Annotated in this window: 15 protein-coding genes; 4 read left to right on the top strand and 11 right to left on the bottom strand. The window is 65.9% G+C overall.

Annotated elements, in window-relative coordinates; translation table 11 throughout:
- Nucleotides 1-15 precede the first annotated feature (15 nt).
- The 4 genes from BUA54_RS15975 to BUA54_RS15960 are packed head-to-tail and all read right to left on the bottom strand — an operon-like array spanning nucleotide 16 to nucleotide 3621.
- On the bottom strand, nucleotides 16-765 hold the full coding sequence (locus tag BUA54_RS15975) for an SDR family NAD(P)-dependent oxidoreductase (RefSeq protein WP_072858264.1): 750 nt from the start codon (nucleotides 763-765) through the stop codon (nucleotides 16-18).
- Nucleotides 762-2078 (bottom strand): TRAP transporter large permease, encoded by a 1317-nt coding sequence (locus BUA54_RS15970; RefSeq protein ID WP_072858263.1) that lies wholly within the window; start codon nucleotides 2076-2078, stop codon nucleotides 762-764. The genes BUA54_RS15975 and BUA54_RS15970 overlap by 4 nt, the downstream gene beginning before the upstream one ends.
- Nucleotides 2071-2562 (bottom strand): TRAP transporter small permease, encoded by a 492-nt coding sequence (locus tag BUA54_RS15965; protein WP_072858262.1) that lies wholly within the window; start codon nucleotides 2560-2562, stop codon nucleotides 2071-2073. The genes BUA54_RS15970 and BUA54_RS15965 overlap by 8 nt, the downstream gene beginning before the upstream one ends.
- Before the next feature lie 54 nt (nucleotides 2563-2616).
- Nucleotides 2617-3621, bottom strand: coding sequence for a DctP family TRAP transporter solute-binding subunit (locus tag BUA54_RS15960; RefSeq protein ID WP_072858261.1), 1005 nt, complete (start codon nucleotides 3619-3621; stop codon nucleotides 2617-2619).
- A 130-nt stretch (nucleotides 3622-3751) separates the two neighbouring features.
- Here BUA54_RS15960 and BUA54_RS15955 point away from each other — a divergent pair, with 130 nt between their 5' ends.
- The 4 genes from BUA54_RS15955 to BUA54_RS15940 are packed head-to-tail and all read left to right on the top strand — an operon-like array spanning nucleotide 3752 to nucleotide 8112.
- A complete protein-coding gene (locus BUA54_RS15955; RefSeq protein ID WP_072858260.1) occupies nucleotides 3752-4585 on the top strand; it encodes an IclR family transcriptional regulator in 834 nt (277 codons plus the stop codon).
- Nucleotides 4582-5751 (top strand): acetyl-CoA acetyltransferase, encoded by a 1170-nt coding sequence (locus BUA54_RS15950; protein ID WP_072858259.1) that lies wholly within the window; start codon nucleotides 4582-4584, stop codon nucleotides 5749-5751. The genes BUA54_RS15955 and BUA54_RS15950 overlap by 4 nt, the downstream gene beginning before the upstream one ends.
- Nucleotides 5751-7310, top strand: coding sequence for an acyl-CoA synthetase (locus BUA54_RS15945; protein ID WP_072858258.1), 1560 nt, complete (start codon nucleotides 5751-5753; stop codon nucleotides 7308-7310). Before BUA54_RS15950 ends, BUA54_RS15945 begins: the two co-directional genes overlap by 1 nt.
- Nucleotides 7303-8112 (top strand): PPC domain-containing DNA-binding protein, encoded by an 810-nt coding sequence (locus tag BUA54_RS15940; protein WP_072858318.1) that lies wholly within the window; start codon nucleotides 7303-7305, stop codon nucleotides 8110-8112. The genes BUA54_RS15945 and BUA54_RS15940 overlap by 8 nt, the downstream gene beginning before the upstream one ends.
- Before the next feature lie 10 nt (nucleotides 8113-8122).
- On the opposite strand, the gene BUA54_RS15935 is transcribed toward BUA54_RS15940, so the two are convergent.
- The 7 genes from BUA54_RS15935 to BUA54_RS15905 form a co-directional block, all read right to left on the bottom strand.
- Nucleotides 8123-9529, bottom strand: a complete 1407-nt coding sequence (locus BUA54_RS15935) for a hypothetical protein (protein WP_072858257.1) — start codon at nucleotides 9527-9529, stop codon at nucleotides 8123-8125.
- A gap of 97 nt (nucleotides 9530-9626) precedes the next feature.
- Nucleotides 9627-11543 (bottom strand): pyrroloquinoline quinone-dependent dehydrogenase, encoded by a 1917-nt coding sequence (locus BUA54_RS15930; protein WP_072858256.1) that lies wholly within the window; start codon nucleotides 11541-11543, stop codon nucleotides 9627-9629.
- Nucleotides 11540-11896: a hypothetical protein gene (locus tag BUA54_RS15925; RefSeq protein ID WP_072858255.1), complete on the bottom strand. Its 357-nt coding sequence runs from the start codon at nucleotides 11894-11896 to the stop codon at nucleotides 11540-11542. Before BUA54_RS15925 ends, BUA54_RS15930 begins: the two co-directional genes overlap by 4 nt.
- A gap of 210 nt (nucleotides 11897-12106) precedes the next feature.
- Nucleotides 12107-12889 carry a FadR/GntR family transcriptional regulator gene (locus BUA54_RS15920; RefSeq protein ID WP_245810726.1) on the bottom strand — a complete coding sequence of 261 codons (783 nt, stop codon included), beginning with the start codon at nucleotides 12887-12889 and terminating at the stop codon, nucleotides 12107-12109.
- A complete protein-coding gene (gene yjfF, locus BUA54_RS15915) occupies nucleotides 12835-13827 on the bottom strand; it encodes a galactofuranose ABC transporter, permease protein YjfF (RefSeq protein WP_218588294.1) in 993 nt (330 codons plus the stop codon). Before yjfF ends, BUA54_RS15920 begins: the two co-directional genes overlap by 55 nt.
- A complete protein-coding gene (locus BUA54_RS15910; RefSeq protein WP_072858254.1) occupies nucleotides 13824-14858 on the bottom strand; it encodes an ABC transporter permease in 1035 nt (344 codons plus the stop codon). The genes yjfF and BUA54_RS15910 overlap by 4 nt, the downstream gene beginning before the upstream one ends.
- Nucleotides 14855-16372: a sugar ABC transporter ATP-binding protein gene (locus BUA54_RS15905; protein ID WP_072858253.1), complete on the bottom strand. Its 1518-nt coding sequence runs from the start codon at nucleotides 16370-16372 to the stop codon at nucleotides 14855-14857. Before BUA54_RS15905 ends, BUA54_RS15910 begins: the two co-directional genes overlap by 4 nt.
- Between the last annotated feature and the right edge of the window lie 40 nt (nucleotides 16373-16412).

Raw genomic sequence — 16412 nt, 5'->3', positions numbered from 1 at the left:
CTGAATTTTCGCCAGTTAGCGCAGGGCGGGCAGACCGACGCCTGTCGATTCGAAACCTCCGTCGGCGGCCACGACCTGACCGGTCACGTAGCTTGCGCGGGAACCGGCCAGAAAGCAGATGACCTCCGCGATCTCGCGTTCCGTGCCGTAGCGATTCAGCGGGATCGCATCGTGATAGGCGGCGCGGATTTCGGGCGAGTGAACGGCAAGGGCCAGCTTCGTGTTCACCGGGCCGGGGCAGACGCAGTTGGCGCGGATGCCGACCTCGCCTAGTTCCGCCGCCTGTTGCTTGGTCAGATGGATGACGGCGGCCTTTGACGTGCCGTAGGCGATCCGCAGGGTGGAGGCGCGCAGGCCGGAGATCGAGGCGATATTGACGATGGCCCCGCCCTGCGCCGACAGCAGCGGCAGGCAGGCCTGGCTCATCAGGAAGACGCCGTCGAGGTTCGTTTCCATCACCCGGCGCCAGCGGGCAAAGTCGGTCTCGGCCAAGGGGCCGAAGTCCGCGACGCCCGCGTTGTTCACGAGGATATCGAGGCGACCGCAGGTCTGTTCGATCTCGGCCGCCGCCTGCGCAACCTGCTGCGGCACCGCGACGTCGCAGGGGATCGCCAGCGCGCCGGGCAGGGTGGCTGCGGCCTGTTCCAGCTCCTCGGCGTCGCGGTCAAGCATGACGACGCGGCGGCCTTCGGCCTGCATCAGGGTCGCGGTGGCCAGCCCGATGCCGCGGGCGGCCCCGGTGATCAGGGCGACGGTGTCGGTCATTTCAGCATCTCCGGCAGGAACAGGGACAGGGCGGGCATGGCCGCCACGATGGCGAGGCCGATGATGCTGACCACCAGGAACGGCAGCGCCGCGCGGGCGATGCGTTCCAGCGGCAGCCGCGTGATGTTGGCCGCGACATAGAGGTTGATCCCGACGGGCGGCGTGATCAGGCCGATGGCGAGGTTCACCATGACCAGCACACCGAACCAAACCGGATCCCAGCCCAGTTCCCGCACCACCGGCATGAAGATCGGGAGGGAAATGAACATGACCGTCACAGGGTCCATGAACATCCCCGCGATCAGCAGGATCAGCATGATGACCATCAGGATCACCGCGCCGTTGTCCGACAGGCCCAGCAGCTGGCCGGAATACTGACCCACCAGGTCCTCAACCGTCACGACCCATCCGAAAAGGCTGGCATAGGCCACGACCAGCATGACGACGGCGGAGGAGGCCGCGGCCTCGGTCAGCGCGTCGTAGAGGGTGCGGAGGGTCAGGGTGCGATAGGCGAAGGCACCAACGGCGATGGCATAGACGGTGGCGACCAGCGCCGCCTCGGTCGGGGTGAAGATGCCGGAGTAGATGCCGCCGAGGATCACGACCGGCGTCATCAGGCCCCAGAAGGACGCGCGGAAGCTGCGGCCGAGGTCGCACCAGTAGCCGTCGCTGGCAGCAGCGGGGGCCAGACGGTCGAGCCCGTCACGGCCGCGCGGCTTGATGAAGGGCAGGACCACCAGCATCAGCAGGCCCATGAAGAGGCCCGGCACGATGGCGGCGGTGAAGAGGGCGGAGATCGAGGTTTCCGCGATCACGCCATAGATCACGAGGCCGATGGAGGGCGGGATCACGATCGAGAAGGCGGCCCCGGTGCAGACGAGGGCGGCGGCGGCGGCGCGGGGATAGCCGTCCTCCTGCATGCCCTTGATGATCATCGGGCCGATGGCGGCGACGGAGGCGGGACCGGAGCCGGAAACGGCGCCCCAGAACAGGCAGACGACGGTGCCGACGACGCCCATGCCGCCGGGCAGATTGCCGATCAGGATGCGGAAGAAGCGGATCATCCGCTCTGCAATGCCCAGCGTGCCCATCAGGGTGCCGGCGAGGATGAAGAAGGGGATCGCGAGCAGCGCGTATTTTGCAATGCCGGTGGCGATGAGGTCGCCGGCGAGCTCGAACCCGAAGCCGATCTGCCACATGGCATACATCGCCGACAGGCCAAGCGCGAAGGCCACGGGCACCCGCAGGGCCATCAGCAGGAAGAAGACGACGATCATCTGGGTGCCGGCACTCATGCCAAGAAGGTCAGACACTGGGCGTCGCCTGCGGTTCGGCGCGGGGGGCGTGCCATGTTTCGGCCGCGTGTTGCAAGTAGCGGATAATGATGAGGGCGAAGCCGAAGGGCAGGCCAATCTGATACCACCAGGCGGGCAGGCCGAGGGCATAGCTGCGCATGCCGCTTTCGATCTGGTTCATCGCCGTGACCCACGAAAACCACGCCGATGCCGCCAGCAGGATCAGTGAGAGGATGACCGACAGGACGAAGACCGCCTGCGCCGCGCGGCGGGGCAGGGCGTCCTGCACCAGTGTCACGGCCAGATGCTCGCCCCGCCGGGCGGCGATGGCGGCGCCGAAGACGGTCAGCAGCAGGAAGCCGTTGGTCAGCACCTCCTCCGACGCGGCGAAGGAATAGTGCGTGGCGTAGCGCACCACGACGTTGATGAAGCCGATCAGCGTCATGCCGAGGAACAGCACGGCGCAGACGATCTTCTCGAATTCGCGCAGGACGAAGCGCATCTGATCCCCTCCCCGGATCGGCGCAGCCCCGGTGGCGGGGCCGCGCCGCAGTCTTCAGTTCGCGGGCACGGTCGCGATGGCATCCTGAAAGCTGCCGACGATGTCGGTGCCGACCTTCTCGGCCCAGGTGTCGAAGGCGGGTTGGGTCGCCTCGCGGAAGGCGGCGAGCTCTTCCTGCGAGGGCTCGTAGATCTCCATGCCCTTCTCGCGCAGCAGGTCGACGCCTTCGGCGGTGCTGTCACGCGTGATCTCGCGCTGGTATTCCATCGCCTCGGTCGCGGCGGCACGCATCTCCTCCTGCGTCTCGGCATCCAGGCCGTCCCAGACCTTGGTGGACACGCCGAGGAAGATCGGGTCGTAGGAATAATGCCAGGTCGTCAGGTATTTCTGCACCTCGAAGACCTGCTGCGGGATGATGACGGCGCCGATCGGGTTCTCCTGCCCGTCGACCACGCCCTGCTGCAGGGCGGTCATCGTCTCGCCCCACTGCATCTGCTGGGGATTGGCGCCGAGGGCGTTCATCACGTCGATGTACATCGGCCCCGCCACACGCATGTTCAGGCCCTTCATGTCGTCGGGCTTGGTGATCGGGCGGACGTTGTTGGTGACCTCGCGGAAGCCGTTCTCGCCCCAGGCCAGAACTTCGATCCCCTTGTCGCGCAGGATGTCCTCCAGCAGCTTGGCGGGTTCGCCCTGCGTGGTCGCGTCGACCTGCGCGTAGTCGGCATAGAGGTAGGGCAGCGAGAAGACGGCCATCTCGGGCACCAGCGGTGTGACGTTGATCGCGGAGGTCACGACGAGGTCGAGCGCGCCGCGGCCCACCATCTCGGCCTGCTTCATCTGGTCGCCGCCGGACAGCTGGGCGTTCGGGAAGACGCGGACGTCGTAGGCGCCGTCGGTTTTCTCCTTCAGCAGTTCGGCGAACTTGTCGGCGCCCTTCTGCCAAGTCGTCGTGTCGCCGGTGTTGTGGGAAAGGCGCAGGGTCTCGGCCTGGACGGCGCCGGACAGGACGGTGGTGGCAAGCATGGCGGCCAGGACGGCCTTGGTGATGGTCTTCATGATGGTTCCTCCCTCAGTTCGTCATAATGTGGAACAGAGAACGCCGCGTCGGGCAAGATATTTCTTGCATTACATGCGAAAATGCGCAGGTCTTTGGGGAAAGGCCCGAGGTTTCGGGAGGATTTCAGAGATGGCGGTCCATATCGTGAAAGATCTTGGCGATGCGACCCAGGCCAGCGGCAGCCAGGCGGTGGACCGGGCGCTGCTGCTGTTGCAGATCACCGGTCAGGCGGCCGGGCGGGGCGTGTCGCTGTCCGATCTCATCGCGGCCTCCGGCCTCGGCAAGCCCACGGTGCGGCGGCTGATGCTGGCGCTGATCCGGCGCGGGCTGGTCGAACAGGACGTGGCCACGCGGGCCTACCATCTGGGGGAGGAGGCCTATGTGCTGGGCACGCTGGCGACGCCCCGCCACGGGCTGCTGGAGATTGCCGCCGATGCGGTCGTGCGGCTGGCCAAGGCCAGCGGCGACACCGCCTTCGTCAACATGCGGCGCGGGGCGGCGGCGGTCTGCCTGCACCGGGAGGAGGGATCGTTCCCCATCCGCACCCTCGCGCTGGAAACCGGCGCGCAGCATCCCCTCGGTATCGGTGCTGGGTCTCTGGCGATGCTGAGCGCCCTGCCCGACGCGGAGGTCGAGGTGGTGCTGGCTGACAACGCGGACCGGATGGCCGCCGATTATCCGAGTTACGACGCCGCGCTGCTGCGCAGCGACGTGGCGGCGACGCGGGCGCGGGGATTCGCGCTGAACCCCGGGCGGATCGTGGCGGGCAGCTGGGGCGTGGGCGTCGCCCTGCGGCGGCCCGACGGCACGGTTGCCGGTGCGCTGTCGATCGCCGCCATCGACAGCCGCATGCAGCCGCCGCGCGACGCGGAACTGGCGGCAATGCTGACGCGCGAGGCGCGCGAAATCGAGACACGGTTGGCCCGGCGCATGCCGCGCACCGCAACGGAGGACGCAAGATGACCGATCCCTATATCGTGGGCTGGGCCCACACCGCCTTTGGCCGAAGTGCTGCCGAGGATACCGAGGCCCTGATGGCCGAGGTGACCGGCCCCGCGCTGGACCACGCCGGCGTCGTGGCTGAGGATGTCGACGGCATCTTCGTCGGCGTCTTCAACAACGGCTTCTCGGGGCAGGACTTCCACGGCGCGCTGGTCGGCATGGGCAACGACGCCCTGAGCCGCGTGCCCGCGACCCGCTACGAGAACGCCTGCGCCACAGGCTCCGCCGCGCTGCACGGGGCGATGGATTTCATCGCCAGCGGGCGCGGCAAGGTGGCGCTGGTCGTGGGGGCGGAGAAGATGACCGCGACCCCGGGGGTGGAGGTGGGCGACATTCTCCTCGGCGCCTCTTACCGGCGCGAGGAGTCGGGGGTCGGCGGCGGCTTTGCCGGGCTCTTCGGTCAGATCGCGTCGAACTATTTCCAGCGCTACGGCGACCGGTCCGAGGAATTGGCGATGATCGCCGCCAAGAACCACCACAACGGGATGCAGAATCCCTTCGCCCACATGCGGCGCGACTTCGACGTGGCGTTCTGCAACACGGTGTCCGAGAAGAACCCACTTGTCGCCGGCCCCCTGCGGCGCACGGACTGTTCGCTGGTCTCCGACGGCGCGGCGGCACTGGTGCTGGCCGCACCCGAGGTCGCGGCGGAGCTGCACCGCGCGATCCGCTTCCGTGCCCGGACCCACACCAACGAACCGCTGGCCTTGTCCCGCCGCGACATGACCCGCTTCGACGGCGCGAAGCGCGCCTGGGATCAGGCCTATGCCGCTGCCGGGGTGACGCTGGACGACCTGAGCCTTGTCGAGACCCACGACTGTTTCACCGTGGCCGAGCTGTTGGAATACGAGGCCATGGGGCTGGCCGAACCGGGGCAGGGCGGCCGCGCGATCCGCGAGGGCTGGACGGCGAAGGACGGGCGGCTGCCGGTGAACCCCTCTGGCGGGCTGAAGTCCAAGGGACACCCCATAGGCGCCACCGGCGTGTCGATGCACGTCATGGCCGCGATGCAGCTGATGGGCGAGGCCGGGGGAATGCAGATCCCCGACGCCAAACTCGCCGGTGTCTTCAACATGGGCGGGGCGGCGGTCGCCTCCTACGCCTCGATCCTCGAACGGGTCGCGTGATGCCCGTCTCGACCCGGGTGATGAACCTGTCGCAGTTCCTGACGGAGTCCGCGCGGCGGTACGGGGACGACATAGGTCTCGTCTGGGGCGAGGCGACCTGGACCTGGGACCAGATCGAGGCGCGCGCGACGGCCTTCGCCGCCGCCCTGCGCGACCGCTACGGCATGGTGAAGGGCGACCGTCTGCTGGTCCAATCCGCCAACTGCAACCAGATGTTCGAGGCCGCCTTCGCCTGCTGGAAGCTGGGTTGTGTCTGGGTGCCCGCCAACTTTCGCCAGACGCCCGAGGACGTGGCGTGGCTGGCAGGATCGTCGGGGGCGAAGGGTCTGCTGGCGGGGGCGGAGTTCGCGGACCACATCGCGGCCTGCGACGTCGGCTTCACGGTGACCATAGGCGGAGAGGGTTCCGACGACTACGACACGCTCGTCGCAGAACACATGGGGCGAGAGGTCATCCCGGCGGCCGTGGACCGCGACGATCCCGCGTGGTTCTTCTTCACCTCGGGCACCACGGGCAAGCCTAAGGCCGCCGTGCTGACGCACGGGCAGATGGCCTTCGTCGTGACGAACCACCTCTGCGACCTGATGCCGGGGACGGGGCCGGAGGATGCGTCGATCGTCGTGGCGCCGCTGTCGCATGGGGCGGGGATCCACCAGCTGGCGCAGGTGGCGCATGGGGTGAAGACGATCCTGCCCGGCGGCACGAAGTTCGACGCGGGCGAAGTCTGGCGGCTGATCGAAGAGTGGCGCGTGACCAACGCCTTCACCGTGCCGACCATCGTGAAGCTGCTGGTGGAACACCCGGCGGTGCACGAATACGATCACGCCAGCTTGCGATACATGATCTATGCGGGCGCGCCGATGTATCGCGCCGACCAGGTCCGCGCGCTGGAGGTGCTGGGGCCGGTCCTCGTTCAATATTTCGGGTTGGGAGAGGTGACGGGCAACATCACCGTGCTGCCGCCGGCGCATCATTCGGCCAACGATGCCGTCATGCGGATCGGCACCTGCGGTTTTGCCCGGACGGCAATGCAGGTGCAGGTGCAGGATGCCGAAGGTCGCGAGGTCGCGCCGGGTGATACCGGCGAGGTCGCCGTCATCGGGCCTGCGGTCTTTGCCGGATACCATGACAACCCGGAGGCCAATGCCAAGGCCTTCCGCGACGGCTGGTTCCTCACGGGCGATCTCGGCCACATGGATGCGGAGGGGTTCCTCTACCTGACCGACCGGGCGTCGGACATGTACATCTCGGGTGGGTCCAACATCTATCCGCGCGAGATCGAGGAGAAGATCCTGCTGCACCCCGCGATCAGCGAATGCGCTGTGCTGGGCATGCCCGATCCGACATGGGGCGAGGTCGGCGTCGCCGTCTGCGTCGCGCGCGGCGCGGCACCGGAGGCGGGGGCGTTGCTGGACTGGTTGTCCGCAAAGGTGCCGCGCTACAAGATGCCGAAGGCGGTGGTGTTCTGGGAGGAGATGCCGAAATCGGGCTACGGCAAGATCACCAAGAAATTAATCCGCGCCGAGCTGATCGCCCGCGGCGACCTTGCCGGTGTCTGAGGCGCGCACCCTGATCCACCCCGGCCCCGTCGCGGCGGCGCGGATGACCGCCGTACCTTGTTTCGCCACCCGCAGACGGGTCACATTGCGGGCGGGACTGACGCTCTTGGAAGCAATGGTCAATGCGGTCGGCGCGTGGGGCGCGTGGTTTGACTTGCGGAACGTGCCCGTCCGAACGCTGTCTTTCGTGCGGCCAGCGCCGGCCAACGATGCGGCGCATGTGGCGTGGTACAGCGACACGACCGTTCTGGAGCATGCTCGTGTCGTCGTGGCCGGCGCGCATCTGGGGTGGCGTGACGGGTCACCCTTCGCCCACGTCCACGGCCAGTGGACGGCGCAGGACGGCAGGGTCCACGCCGGGCACCTGCTGGCGGAGGTGACGGTCCTTGGGGCCGACCACGAGGTGGATGTCTGGACGCTTTCAGGCGCGCGGATGGAGAGCGGATACGATGAGGAAACCGGGTTCACGCTGTTTGTGCCGAAGCCGACCCAGCCTGTCATGCGGCCCAACGCGGTGCTGTCCTGTGTCAAACCGAACGAGGTGATCGACGATGCTATCAGGACCATCGGGGCCGGCGCGTCGCGCGTTACGGTCAAGGGACTTGGCAGCCTCGTGGGCACAGCGCTGGAAGGTCAGGCCGGGCTTGACGATCATGCGACAGAAGTGCTGTTGACCGGCGGTGCGCCGTCGGTCCTCGACGTGGTCAGCGTCGGGTTCGACGGACCGCCCGTGGCGGGGGCATTGGTGCCGGGGGCGAACCGGGTCTGCGTCACCTTCGAACTGCTGGTGCTTCTGGATTGACCTCGCCCGGTCAGAGCCACGACATGAGAAGCAGTGACCACAGCGTCAGCACGGCCCCGGCAACAAGGATATAGACGCCGTTCCAGCCCAGACCGGCACGCATCGGGGATACGCCACCCAAGGATGCGGCCAGCATGACGGACGCGGTGAAGGGCGAGGTCGCCCCGCTGAGTGCCCAGCCCGACGTGATCGCGATGACCATCGCGGTGGGCGGGATGCCCATGACATCCGGCGCAGGCAGGATCGGCACCAGTAAAGACACCGCAAGGATCGGGTTCATGCCCAGTTGCCCGGTCAGGGGAATGATCCAGACCATGGCTGCGATAATGACCCACGGCGGGATCGATGTCATGTCCAGTCCCTGGGCCTGAACCAAGGGCACCAGCAGATATGCACCGAGGCTGCCGATGAAACCCGCCATGAACAAGAGCACGATCTCTCCTCTATAGCCGGGCAATTCCTCCATGACGAAGCGTGACGTCCTGAGCCGGACATGGGCAAGGCGGGTCAACCCTGTGGGCGGCGTCTGTGCCGCGACCCATAGCACGGCGATGGCCGGTACGAGCGACATCACGGCGCCGATCACCTCGACCCCTGCCGCGGCGTGCAACAGGGCGACACCGATCATCACGGCCCCCAGCAGGATCAGCAGGGGGCGGAGTTGGACCAGCCAGCGCTCGGTTTCTTTCGGGCGCATCTGCGGGGTGCCTTTGGTTTTGTACAAGGCGTCCAGACCCCAGCCGATCACCAGCATCATCAAGGCACTGGCGATACCGGGCAGGGCAGCGGCGGCCCAGCTGGCACCCGGCACAACGGATACACTGATGATCATCGAGAACCCGAGCGGCGACCAGCACAGCGTCGAGGCAAAGCCGCGCTGGATCGCGATCATCATCCGGCGGGTGCGCTGGCGGCGAATCTCGGGGTCGCGCTCGTGCACCGCGCTTTCGGTAGCAAGCGTGCCGAGCAGTGAGATCGAGCCGTAGATCAGGATGAGCGCGAAGAGGTGCCCGCCGATGGTCAGGGCGGTATAGCGCAAGCCCGGTCGTTGCCGGGCAAGGAACCGGCCGCATTCGACGATTTCCGGGGCAGTCATGGCGGCGTTGCGGATCGCCGTCAGCGCAGCGAACAGGGCCATGACCATCGCGCCCCGTTGTGCCGCCGTGGCGGTGGCCGCGGCCCAGTCCGACCGGGTCAGGGCAGCCCAGAACACCAGCCCGATGGCGATCACCACGAAAGCCACACGAGAGGCACGAACGCCGAAACTGAAGATCGCGACGGCGATGATGGCGAGAACGGAGGCGGCCAGAGCAAAGCCCGTCTGGCCCGTGTATTCGAAGGCGATCATCAAAAGGACGACGCCCGCCGGCAGGATGCCGGCCAGACCGAAGATGCGAGACTCTCTGGGGGCGGTCACGAAGGGCGTCGGGCTTCTGTCAACGGATCGGGTGCCGCACACTTGTCAGATGCGCGGCCCGGCTGGAAGGGCCATGATGGCCCCGTCGCCTGCCCCGTCATTCCCGGGGCAGGGCGTAGACGGCGACCTGATCGCCGACCTGATCCTTCAGGATGGTATTTCCGCCAGCGACGAAGGCGACGTATTCCCGGCCCTGATACTCATAGATGGCGGGGTTCGCGACGGCCGGGGCCATGGCCTGATCGGACCAGAGCTCTTGCCCCGTTTCAAGGCTGTAGGCCCGCACCTTGGCGTCCATCGAAGCCCCGATGAAGATCACGCCGCCTGCCGTGACGGCGGGCCCGCCGATGGTGGGCGAACCCCAGCTTTCGGGCATGAAGAAGCCGTATTGCTGAGAGGCCCCGACCGGCTTGCGCCACTTGACCTCTCCCGTATGCATGTCAAGGGCCACGAGCTCGCCGTAAGGCGGCACCCAGCACGGCATGCCAAGCCAGTTGCGTGCCACTTCCAGCTGCATTCCGTAAGGCGATCCGGTCTGCGGTGCAAAGCCACTTTCGTTGCCGGAACCATTATTGGCCTTCTCATAGGCCCCTCGGTCGTAAAGTTTGATGTACTGCACGAGGTGAGACGTGTTCACGACTGCAATCTGACTGTCAGGTTCGAACGCCACGCCGCCCCATTGGACGCCACCGGCGCTGTCCGGATAAGCCATCGCACCGGACCCGCGGGTCGTGGGCGGTGTGTACATGCCCTCGTACCACAGGTCGTTCCACAGCCGTGAACAGGACCCCAGACCGACCGCGTCTGCCAAAGCCCAGATCTCGGGTTTTTCGGCTTGATCCAGCAAGGGCTTCGGCATTGTCGGGAACGGCTGGGTGGGGGCATAGACCTCTCCGTTCACGCTGTCGTCGCCTTGCGGGACAGGGCGTTCCTCGATCGGCCAGACGTCCTCTCCGGTTTCGCGGTTCACGACGAAGAGGAATCCCTGTTTCATGGACTGCATCAGCGCCGGGATCGTCTTTCCGTCCACAGTGATGTCCATCAGCGTAGGGGCAGCATTGGTGTCATAATCCCAGATGTCGTGGTGCACCCACTGGCGGGACCAGACGACCTTTCCGGTCTTGATGTCGAGCGCGGTGGTCGAGGTGGCATAGGGTGCCTCCTCGGTCCGGTTGCCACCCCAATAGTTCGGCGAGGGCGAAGAGACGGGCAGGTAGATCAGTCCGCGTTCGACGTCGGCGGACATGGCGGTCCAGATGTTGGCGGTGCCGCTTTTGTCGCGCAGGGATTCAGGCAGGGTCTCGAACGTCCAGACCAGTTCGCCGGTACGGGCGTCGATGGCGAAGACCGACCCCGGCGGCGCCTGCTCGAACTCCCAGTCCTTGCCGGCCCAGCCGAGGATCAGCAGGTTGCCGACGACGGTCGGCGGTTGCAGCAGGGACAGGGGCCAGCGGTCGTTGGTGGTGTTCCACTGGTTGACGTCCAGCACGCCGTTGTCCGCAAATTCAGTGCAGGGTTTGCCGGTATCCGCATCCACGGCGAACAGGCGGGCGTCCATGGTGCCGATGTAGACCGTCTTGTCGCAGGCATTGCCTGAGGCCTCGGCGTCCTGCCAATAGGCGACGCCGCGGTTTTTCAGGGCGGGCTGCGTCAGGGCGGCCAGTTCGGACTGCGTGTCGAAGGTCCATTTCTCGGCACCTGACGCAGGGTCGAGGGCGATGATCCGGTAGAACGGCGTGCCGATATACATCGTGTCGTTGGCGATGACGGGCGTGGCTGACCAGACAGTGGCCGGCAGATCGCCCTTGCCGTCGGCCAGATCGCCGGTGTGGTAATCCCAGACCTTTTCCAGCTGGCCGACGTTGTCGGCCGTGATCTCGGTCAGGGGGGAGTATTTCTGGGCATTCAGCTGACCGTGAAAGCCGTCCCAGCGGGCATCGGCGTTCTGGGCCTGTGCCAGCGGTGCAAGGGCGATCAGCGCGAGGCTGGCAAGGCTTGTGCGGGTCCGGGTCATGCAGCGGTCCTTCCGGGGCGGATGATGTCGATGATTACGCCGATCAGGCCGATGATCATGGCGAGGGCGATCAGGTTCTGATGCAGCAGCAGGCCGGCAACAGCGGTTCCCGCAAGGGCCAGCAGGATCAGGATGCGCATCGTGATCCGCAGGCCCCGACCGACCGCCATCCGCAGGATCAGGCCACCGATGATCAGCAGGACGCCGGCGAGAATGACCAGCAACGGACCAGCGGTGTTATTCACGCCAGTCAGCGGCATCAGGAAGGCGTAGGCGGCAATCACCGCGGCAATCAGTCCGGATACGGCGACCATCGCGCCGCCCGCCGGGTTGCGATGAGGGATGTAGTACATGCGACTCTCCAGTCTGGGGCCGGCGCGGGGCCGAAATTGGACGCAGGGTCTGCAATGTGATCACCGCGCCTGCGGCAAAGCCGTTCTGCGACCCTGTGTCGCGCAAGAACCTAGTCTTGCACCTGCCGGAGTAAATGATTGAGTGTGCATTTCCGCCATGCACCCGCCTCATGCAGGGGCAGGAATCGGTGCACCGCCGCGGCCGGCGGATCAGCGCACCTCGCAGCGGACACGCGTGCGATTGAAGCTGTCGCTGATGACCTCCGTCATGGCCGCGCGGGCGAGGGCAGCCTCTCCGTGGGCGATGGCGGTCGCGATGACGCGGTGCTTGCGGGCAACGTCGACCTTGCTTTGCGGAAAGGCGTCGTTCGCCTCTGTCATGAACAGGGAATAGAGCGCGGTTTGCACCATGTCGCCCAGCGAGTGCAGGAACCGGTTCCGTGACAGCTTGAGGATCTGCTTGTGAAACTCGTAGTCGGCCACGGCGAAGGCTGCACGATCCCGCGCGCTTTCCATGTCGTCACACAGCTGGGTCAGCCGTGCGGAATCCACAACGTTCGCCATGGTCGCGGCCTTCGCCGCGGCGGCGGGTTCGAAGATCATGCGGATCTCGAAAAGTTCGTCGTAGAACTGAGTCGGGTTCTTCTGCGCGGCGTGCCACATCAGCACGTCCTCGTCGAACATGTTCCAGTCATCACCGGCGCGAACATGGGTGCCGACCTTGGCCTTGGACTGGATCAGCCCCTTGGCGATCAGGGTCTTCTTGGCCTCGCGCACGACGGTCCGCGATACGCCGAACATTTCGCACAGGTCCGGGTCCAGCGGGATCATGGTGCCGGCGGGGTATTCGCCCGCCACGATGGACCGCCCCAACTGATCGACGACGAAGGTGGTGTGGTTCGATGCCCGTTCGTCCCGACCGCCGGAATGTATGAAGTTCATGATGGCGTGACGAAGCCAGTCGCTGCTTTTCTGCGTGCCGTCGATGCCCACGTCAGTCCCTTTTGCAAAAGGATGAATGCGAAAAGCAAACCTCCGATGACGATCTTTGTCCACCAGCTCGACAGCGAACCGTCGAAGACGATGTAGGTCTGGATCAGCCCCATGATGAGGATGCCGAAGAAGGTCCCGGCGACGAATCCATAGCCGCCGGTCAGCAGCGTGCCGCCGATGACGACGGCGGCGATGGCATCAAGCTCTACCCCCACGGTGGCCAACGAATAGCCGGCAGAGGTATAGAGCGAGAAGACGATGCCGGACAGTCCTGCCAGACCGCCAGAGATCGCGTAGATGCCGATCGTGGTCGACGCCAGCGGCACGCCCATCAGCCGGGCCGTCGTGCCGCCGCCGCCCAGGGCATAGACGTTCTGACCGAAGCGGGTACGGTGCGCAACCAATGCGCCGACGATGAAGGTCAGGATCATCACGCCGCCGATCAGGCGAAAGCGCCCGCCACTGGCGGTTTTCCAGTAGATCTGCTGCAGGGTGTTGTAGAATTCATGCGTGATCGGCACCGAATCCGTCGACAGGACATAAGCCGCACCGCGGGCCAGGAACATGCCTGCTAGCGTCACGATGAAGGCCGGCATCTCAAGATAATGAATGATCGCGCCCATCGCGGCGCCGAAGGTCGCGGTGATGACAAGCACCAGCGCGAAGGCCGCGAGCGGGTGGATGCTGGTGTCGCGCAGGATCACGGCAAGGAAGACGCCGGTGAAGGCGATGACCGATCCGACCGACAAATCGATGCCGCCCGACAGGATCACGAAGGTCATGCCGACGGCAACGATGCCCAGAAAGGCGTTGTCGGTCAGCAGGTTCGCCACGACCCGCAGGGACAGCATCGCCGGATACTGAGAGGCGCAAAGCGCGTAGGCGAGCACGAAGGTCGCCAGCGTGACGAGCAGAGGCAGGTGGGTGGACCGGATCATCGCTGACCCTCCTTCAACGGCGGTAGAGGTTTGCGCGCGCTTTGCGGGGCAGAGGCACGCAGGATGTAAAGCAGATGACTGACCTTCGGCGACTGGATCACGAGGATCGCGAGGATGAGAAGGGCCTTGATGATCAGGTTGAACTCGGGCGGCAGGCCGGACAGCAGGATCAATGAGTTGACGGATTGAATGATCATCGCGCCCAGAAGCGAGGCAACGATGGAAAACCGACCGCCCAGCAGGGAATTGCCGCCGATCACTACGGCGAGGATGGCGTCGAGTTCGAGCCAGAGGCCCGCATTGTTCGCATCCGCCCCCTGAATGTCGGCTGCGACGATGATGCCGGCGATGGCCGCGCCAAGGCCGGACACGATGTAGACGCAGACCAGCAGCACCTTGCTGTTGATCCCGGCCAGCCGCGAGGAGGCCTCGTTGATGCCAATAGCCTCGATCAGCATCCCCAGCGCCGTCCGGCGCACGAAGATTGCGACGAAGGTGCCGAGAGCGAGCCAGATCACTATCGGTGTCGGCACGCCGAAGATCGTGCCCGCACCGAGGTGGATCAGTCCGGGGTCGAGGAAGGTGAGGATGGTGCCACCGGTGATCAGCTGCGCGATGCCGCGCCCTGCGACCATCAGCACGAGCGTCGCCACGATGGGCTGGATGCGCAGGACAGCGACGAGGATGCCGTTCCAGATCCCGCAGATCGCACCGACGGCCAGCGCACCGGCGACGGCGGTCAGAAAGTGGTGTCCGTCCACCACCAGCGATGCCGCTGTGGCGCCGGCGATGGCCATGACCGCGCCGACCGACAGGTCGATGCCACGTGTCGCGATGACGAGCGTCATGCCGAGGCAAAGCAGCGCCGTCGGCGCACCCCGATTCAGCACGTCGATCAGGTTTCCGAAGAGGCGACCATGTTGCAACTCGACCTTCAGGAAATCAGGGAAGACCATCAAATTCAGCGCCAGCACGATTGCTAGAATGACCAATTGCGGCGCGATCCGCCGCAGAAGCGCGCGGCCCATCATGCCACCGCCGCGCTGACCGGGTCCGCGGCAATGGCACGGACGATGTTGTCAGCGGTCACGTCCTCGCCCACCAATTCGCCGACCTGCCTGCGATCTCGGAGGACGACGACGCGGTTGGCGTAAGCGACGAGCTCTTCCATTTCAGACGATGCGACCAGCAAGGCCATGCCGTCCTGCTGAAGCCGTCCGATCAGGGCGATGATCTCGGCATGGGCGCCGATGTCGATGCCGCGGGTCGGCTCATCGAGGATCAGGACATCGGGATCGGTCGCCAGCCAGCGGGCCAGCAGGGCCTTCTGCTGGTTGCCGCCCGACAGCAGGCGGATCGGCATGTCGAGGTTCGCCAGCCGGATGTCGAGCGTCCGGACGTAATGCTGGGCGATGGCGTCGATCTTCTTGCGGGGGACGGGGCGCATCCAGCCCTGCCGGGCCTGCAGCGCAAGCACGATATTGTCGCGGACGGACAGATCGCCGACGATCCCTTCGGTCTTGCGATCCTCAGGGCAAAGCGCGAAGCCGTGGGCGACCGCATCGCGGGGATTGCGAACCTGGATGTCCTGCCCCCGTAGGCGCAGCCGCCCCTGATCCGCCTTTACTGCACCGAAGATCAGGTTTGCCGTTTCTGTCCGACCCGAACCCAGCAGACCCGCCAGCCCCACGACCTCGCCTTCGTGCAGGTCGAGCGTGAAAGGGTCGAGCATCCCGGTCTTTTGCAGGCTCTCGATCTGAAGAAGCGTGCGACCGCCAACGGCGGGGGCGGGCGCCCGCACGCGGGCGGCCAGCTGGCGGCCGAGCATCAGGCTGATGACATCGTTGCGGGTCGTTTCGGCCAGATCGCGCCGCCCCACGACCTGTCCGTTGCGGAGCACTGTGGCGCTGTCGCAGATGTCAAAGACCTGATCGAGGAAATGGGTGATGAAGACGACCGCCAGACCGCGTGTCTTCAGCCTTCGGATGACGCCAAACAGCAGCTGCACCTCGTCATGATCGAGGCTGGCGGTCGGCTCGTCGAGGATCAGGACCTTGCCCGACATCTCGACCGCGCGGGCGATGGCCACGACCTGCTGGATCGCGACGGAATAGCTGAAAAGCGGTTGAGTCGGATCAACGTTGATCCCGAAGCCGCGCAACGACACGGCGGCGTCGGCGTTCATCTTGCGACGGTCCACGAAAGGCCCGCGCATCGGCTGACGACCAAGGTAGAGGTTTTCGGCCACGGTCAGGTTCGGCAGTAGATTGACCTCTTGGTAAACCGTTCCGATTCCCAGCATCTGGCTGTGATGCGTCGATTTCGGGTCTACGGATGTGCCGTCTAGCAGGATCTCTCCTCCATCGCGGCGATAGACGCCGGTCAGGCATTTGATCAGTGTCGACTTGCCAGCGCCGTTCTCGCCCAGCAGGGCATGGATTTCACCCGCGTGCAGCGTCAGGTCGACGTTGTCGAGCGCGACGGTGCCGGGGAAGAATTTCGAGATGCCTTTGGCATGCAGCACCGGGCGCGGGGTGTCGGTCATGGAAATGTCCTCGGGCAGAAAGGCGGGCGCGACACCCTGC

It is taken from the genome of Loktanella atrilutea (genome assembly GCF_900128995.1).
Lineage (GTDB): Bacteria > Pseudomonadota > Alphaproteobacteria > Rhodobacterales > Rhodobacteraceae > Loktanella > Loktanella atrilutea.
Note: the sequence above shows the minus strand (reverse complement) of the source record. Positions and strands in the feature narration are given on the sequence as shown.

Excerpts from the sequence above, each read along its gene's own strand:
- BUA54_RS15925 (WP_072858255.1), bottom strand. The coding sequence starts at position 11,896 with ATGTACTACATCCCTCATCGCAACCCGGCGGGCGGCGCGATGGTCGCC.
- BUA54_RS15955 (WP_072858260.1), top strand. The coding sequence starts at position 3,752 with ATGGCGGTCCATATCGTGAAAGATCTTGGCGATGCGACCCAGGCCAGC.
- BUA54_RS15945 (WP_072858258.1), top strand. The coding sequence starts at position 5,751 with ATGCCCGTCTCGACCCGGGTGATGAACCTGTCGCAGTTCCTGACGGAG.
- BUA54_RS15910 (WP_072858254.1), bottom strand. The coding sequence starts at position 14,858 with ATGATGGGCCGCGCGCTTCTGCGGCGGATCGCGCCGCAATTGGTCATT.
- BUA54_RS15950 (WP_072858259.1), top strand. The coding sequence starts at position 4,582 with ATGACCGATCCCTATATCGTGGGCTGGGCCCACACCGCCTTTGGCCGA.
- BUA54_RS15905 (WP_072858253.1), bottom strand. The coding sequence starts at position 16,372 with ATGACCGACACCCCGCGCCCGGTGCTGCATGCCAAAGGCATCTCGAAA.
- BUA54_RS15960 (WP_072858261.1), bottom strand. The coding sequence starts at position 3,621 with ATGAAGACCATCACCAAGGCCGTCCTGGCCGCCATGCTTGCCACCACC.
- BUA54_RS15930 (WP_072858256.1), bottom strand. The coding sequence starts at position 11,543 with ATGACCCGGACCCGCACAAGCCTTGCCAGCCTCGCGCTGATCGCCCTT.
- BUA54_RS15975 (WP_072858264.1), bottom strand. The coding sequence starts at position 765 with ATGACCGACACCGTCGCCCTGATCACCGGGGCCGCCCGCGGCATCGGG.
- BUA54_RS15965 (WP_072858262.1), bottom strand. The coding sequence starts at position 2,562 with ATGCGCTTCGTCCTGCGCGAATTCGAGAAGATCGTCTGCGCCGTGCTG.
- yjfF (WP_218588294.1), bottom strand. The coding sequence starts at position 13,827 with ATGATCCGGTCCACCCACCTGCCTCTGCTCGTCACGCTGGCGACCTTC.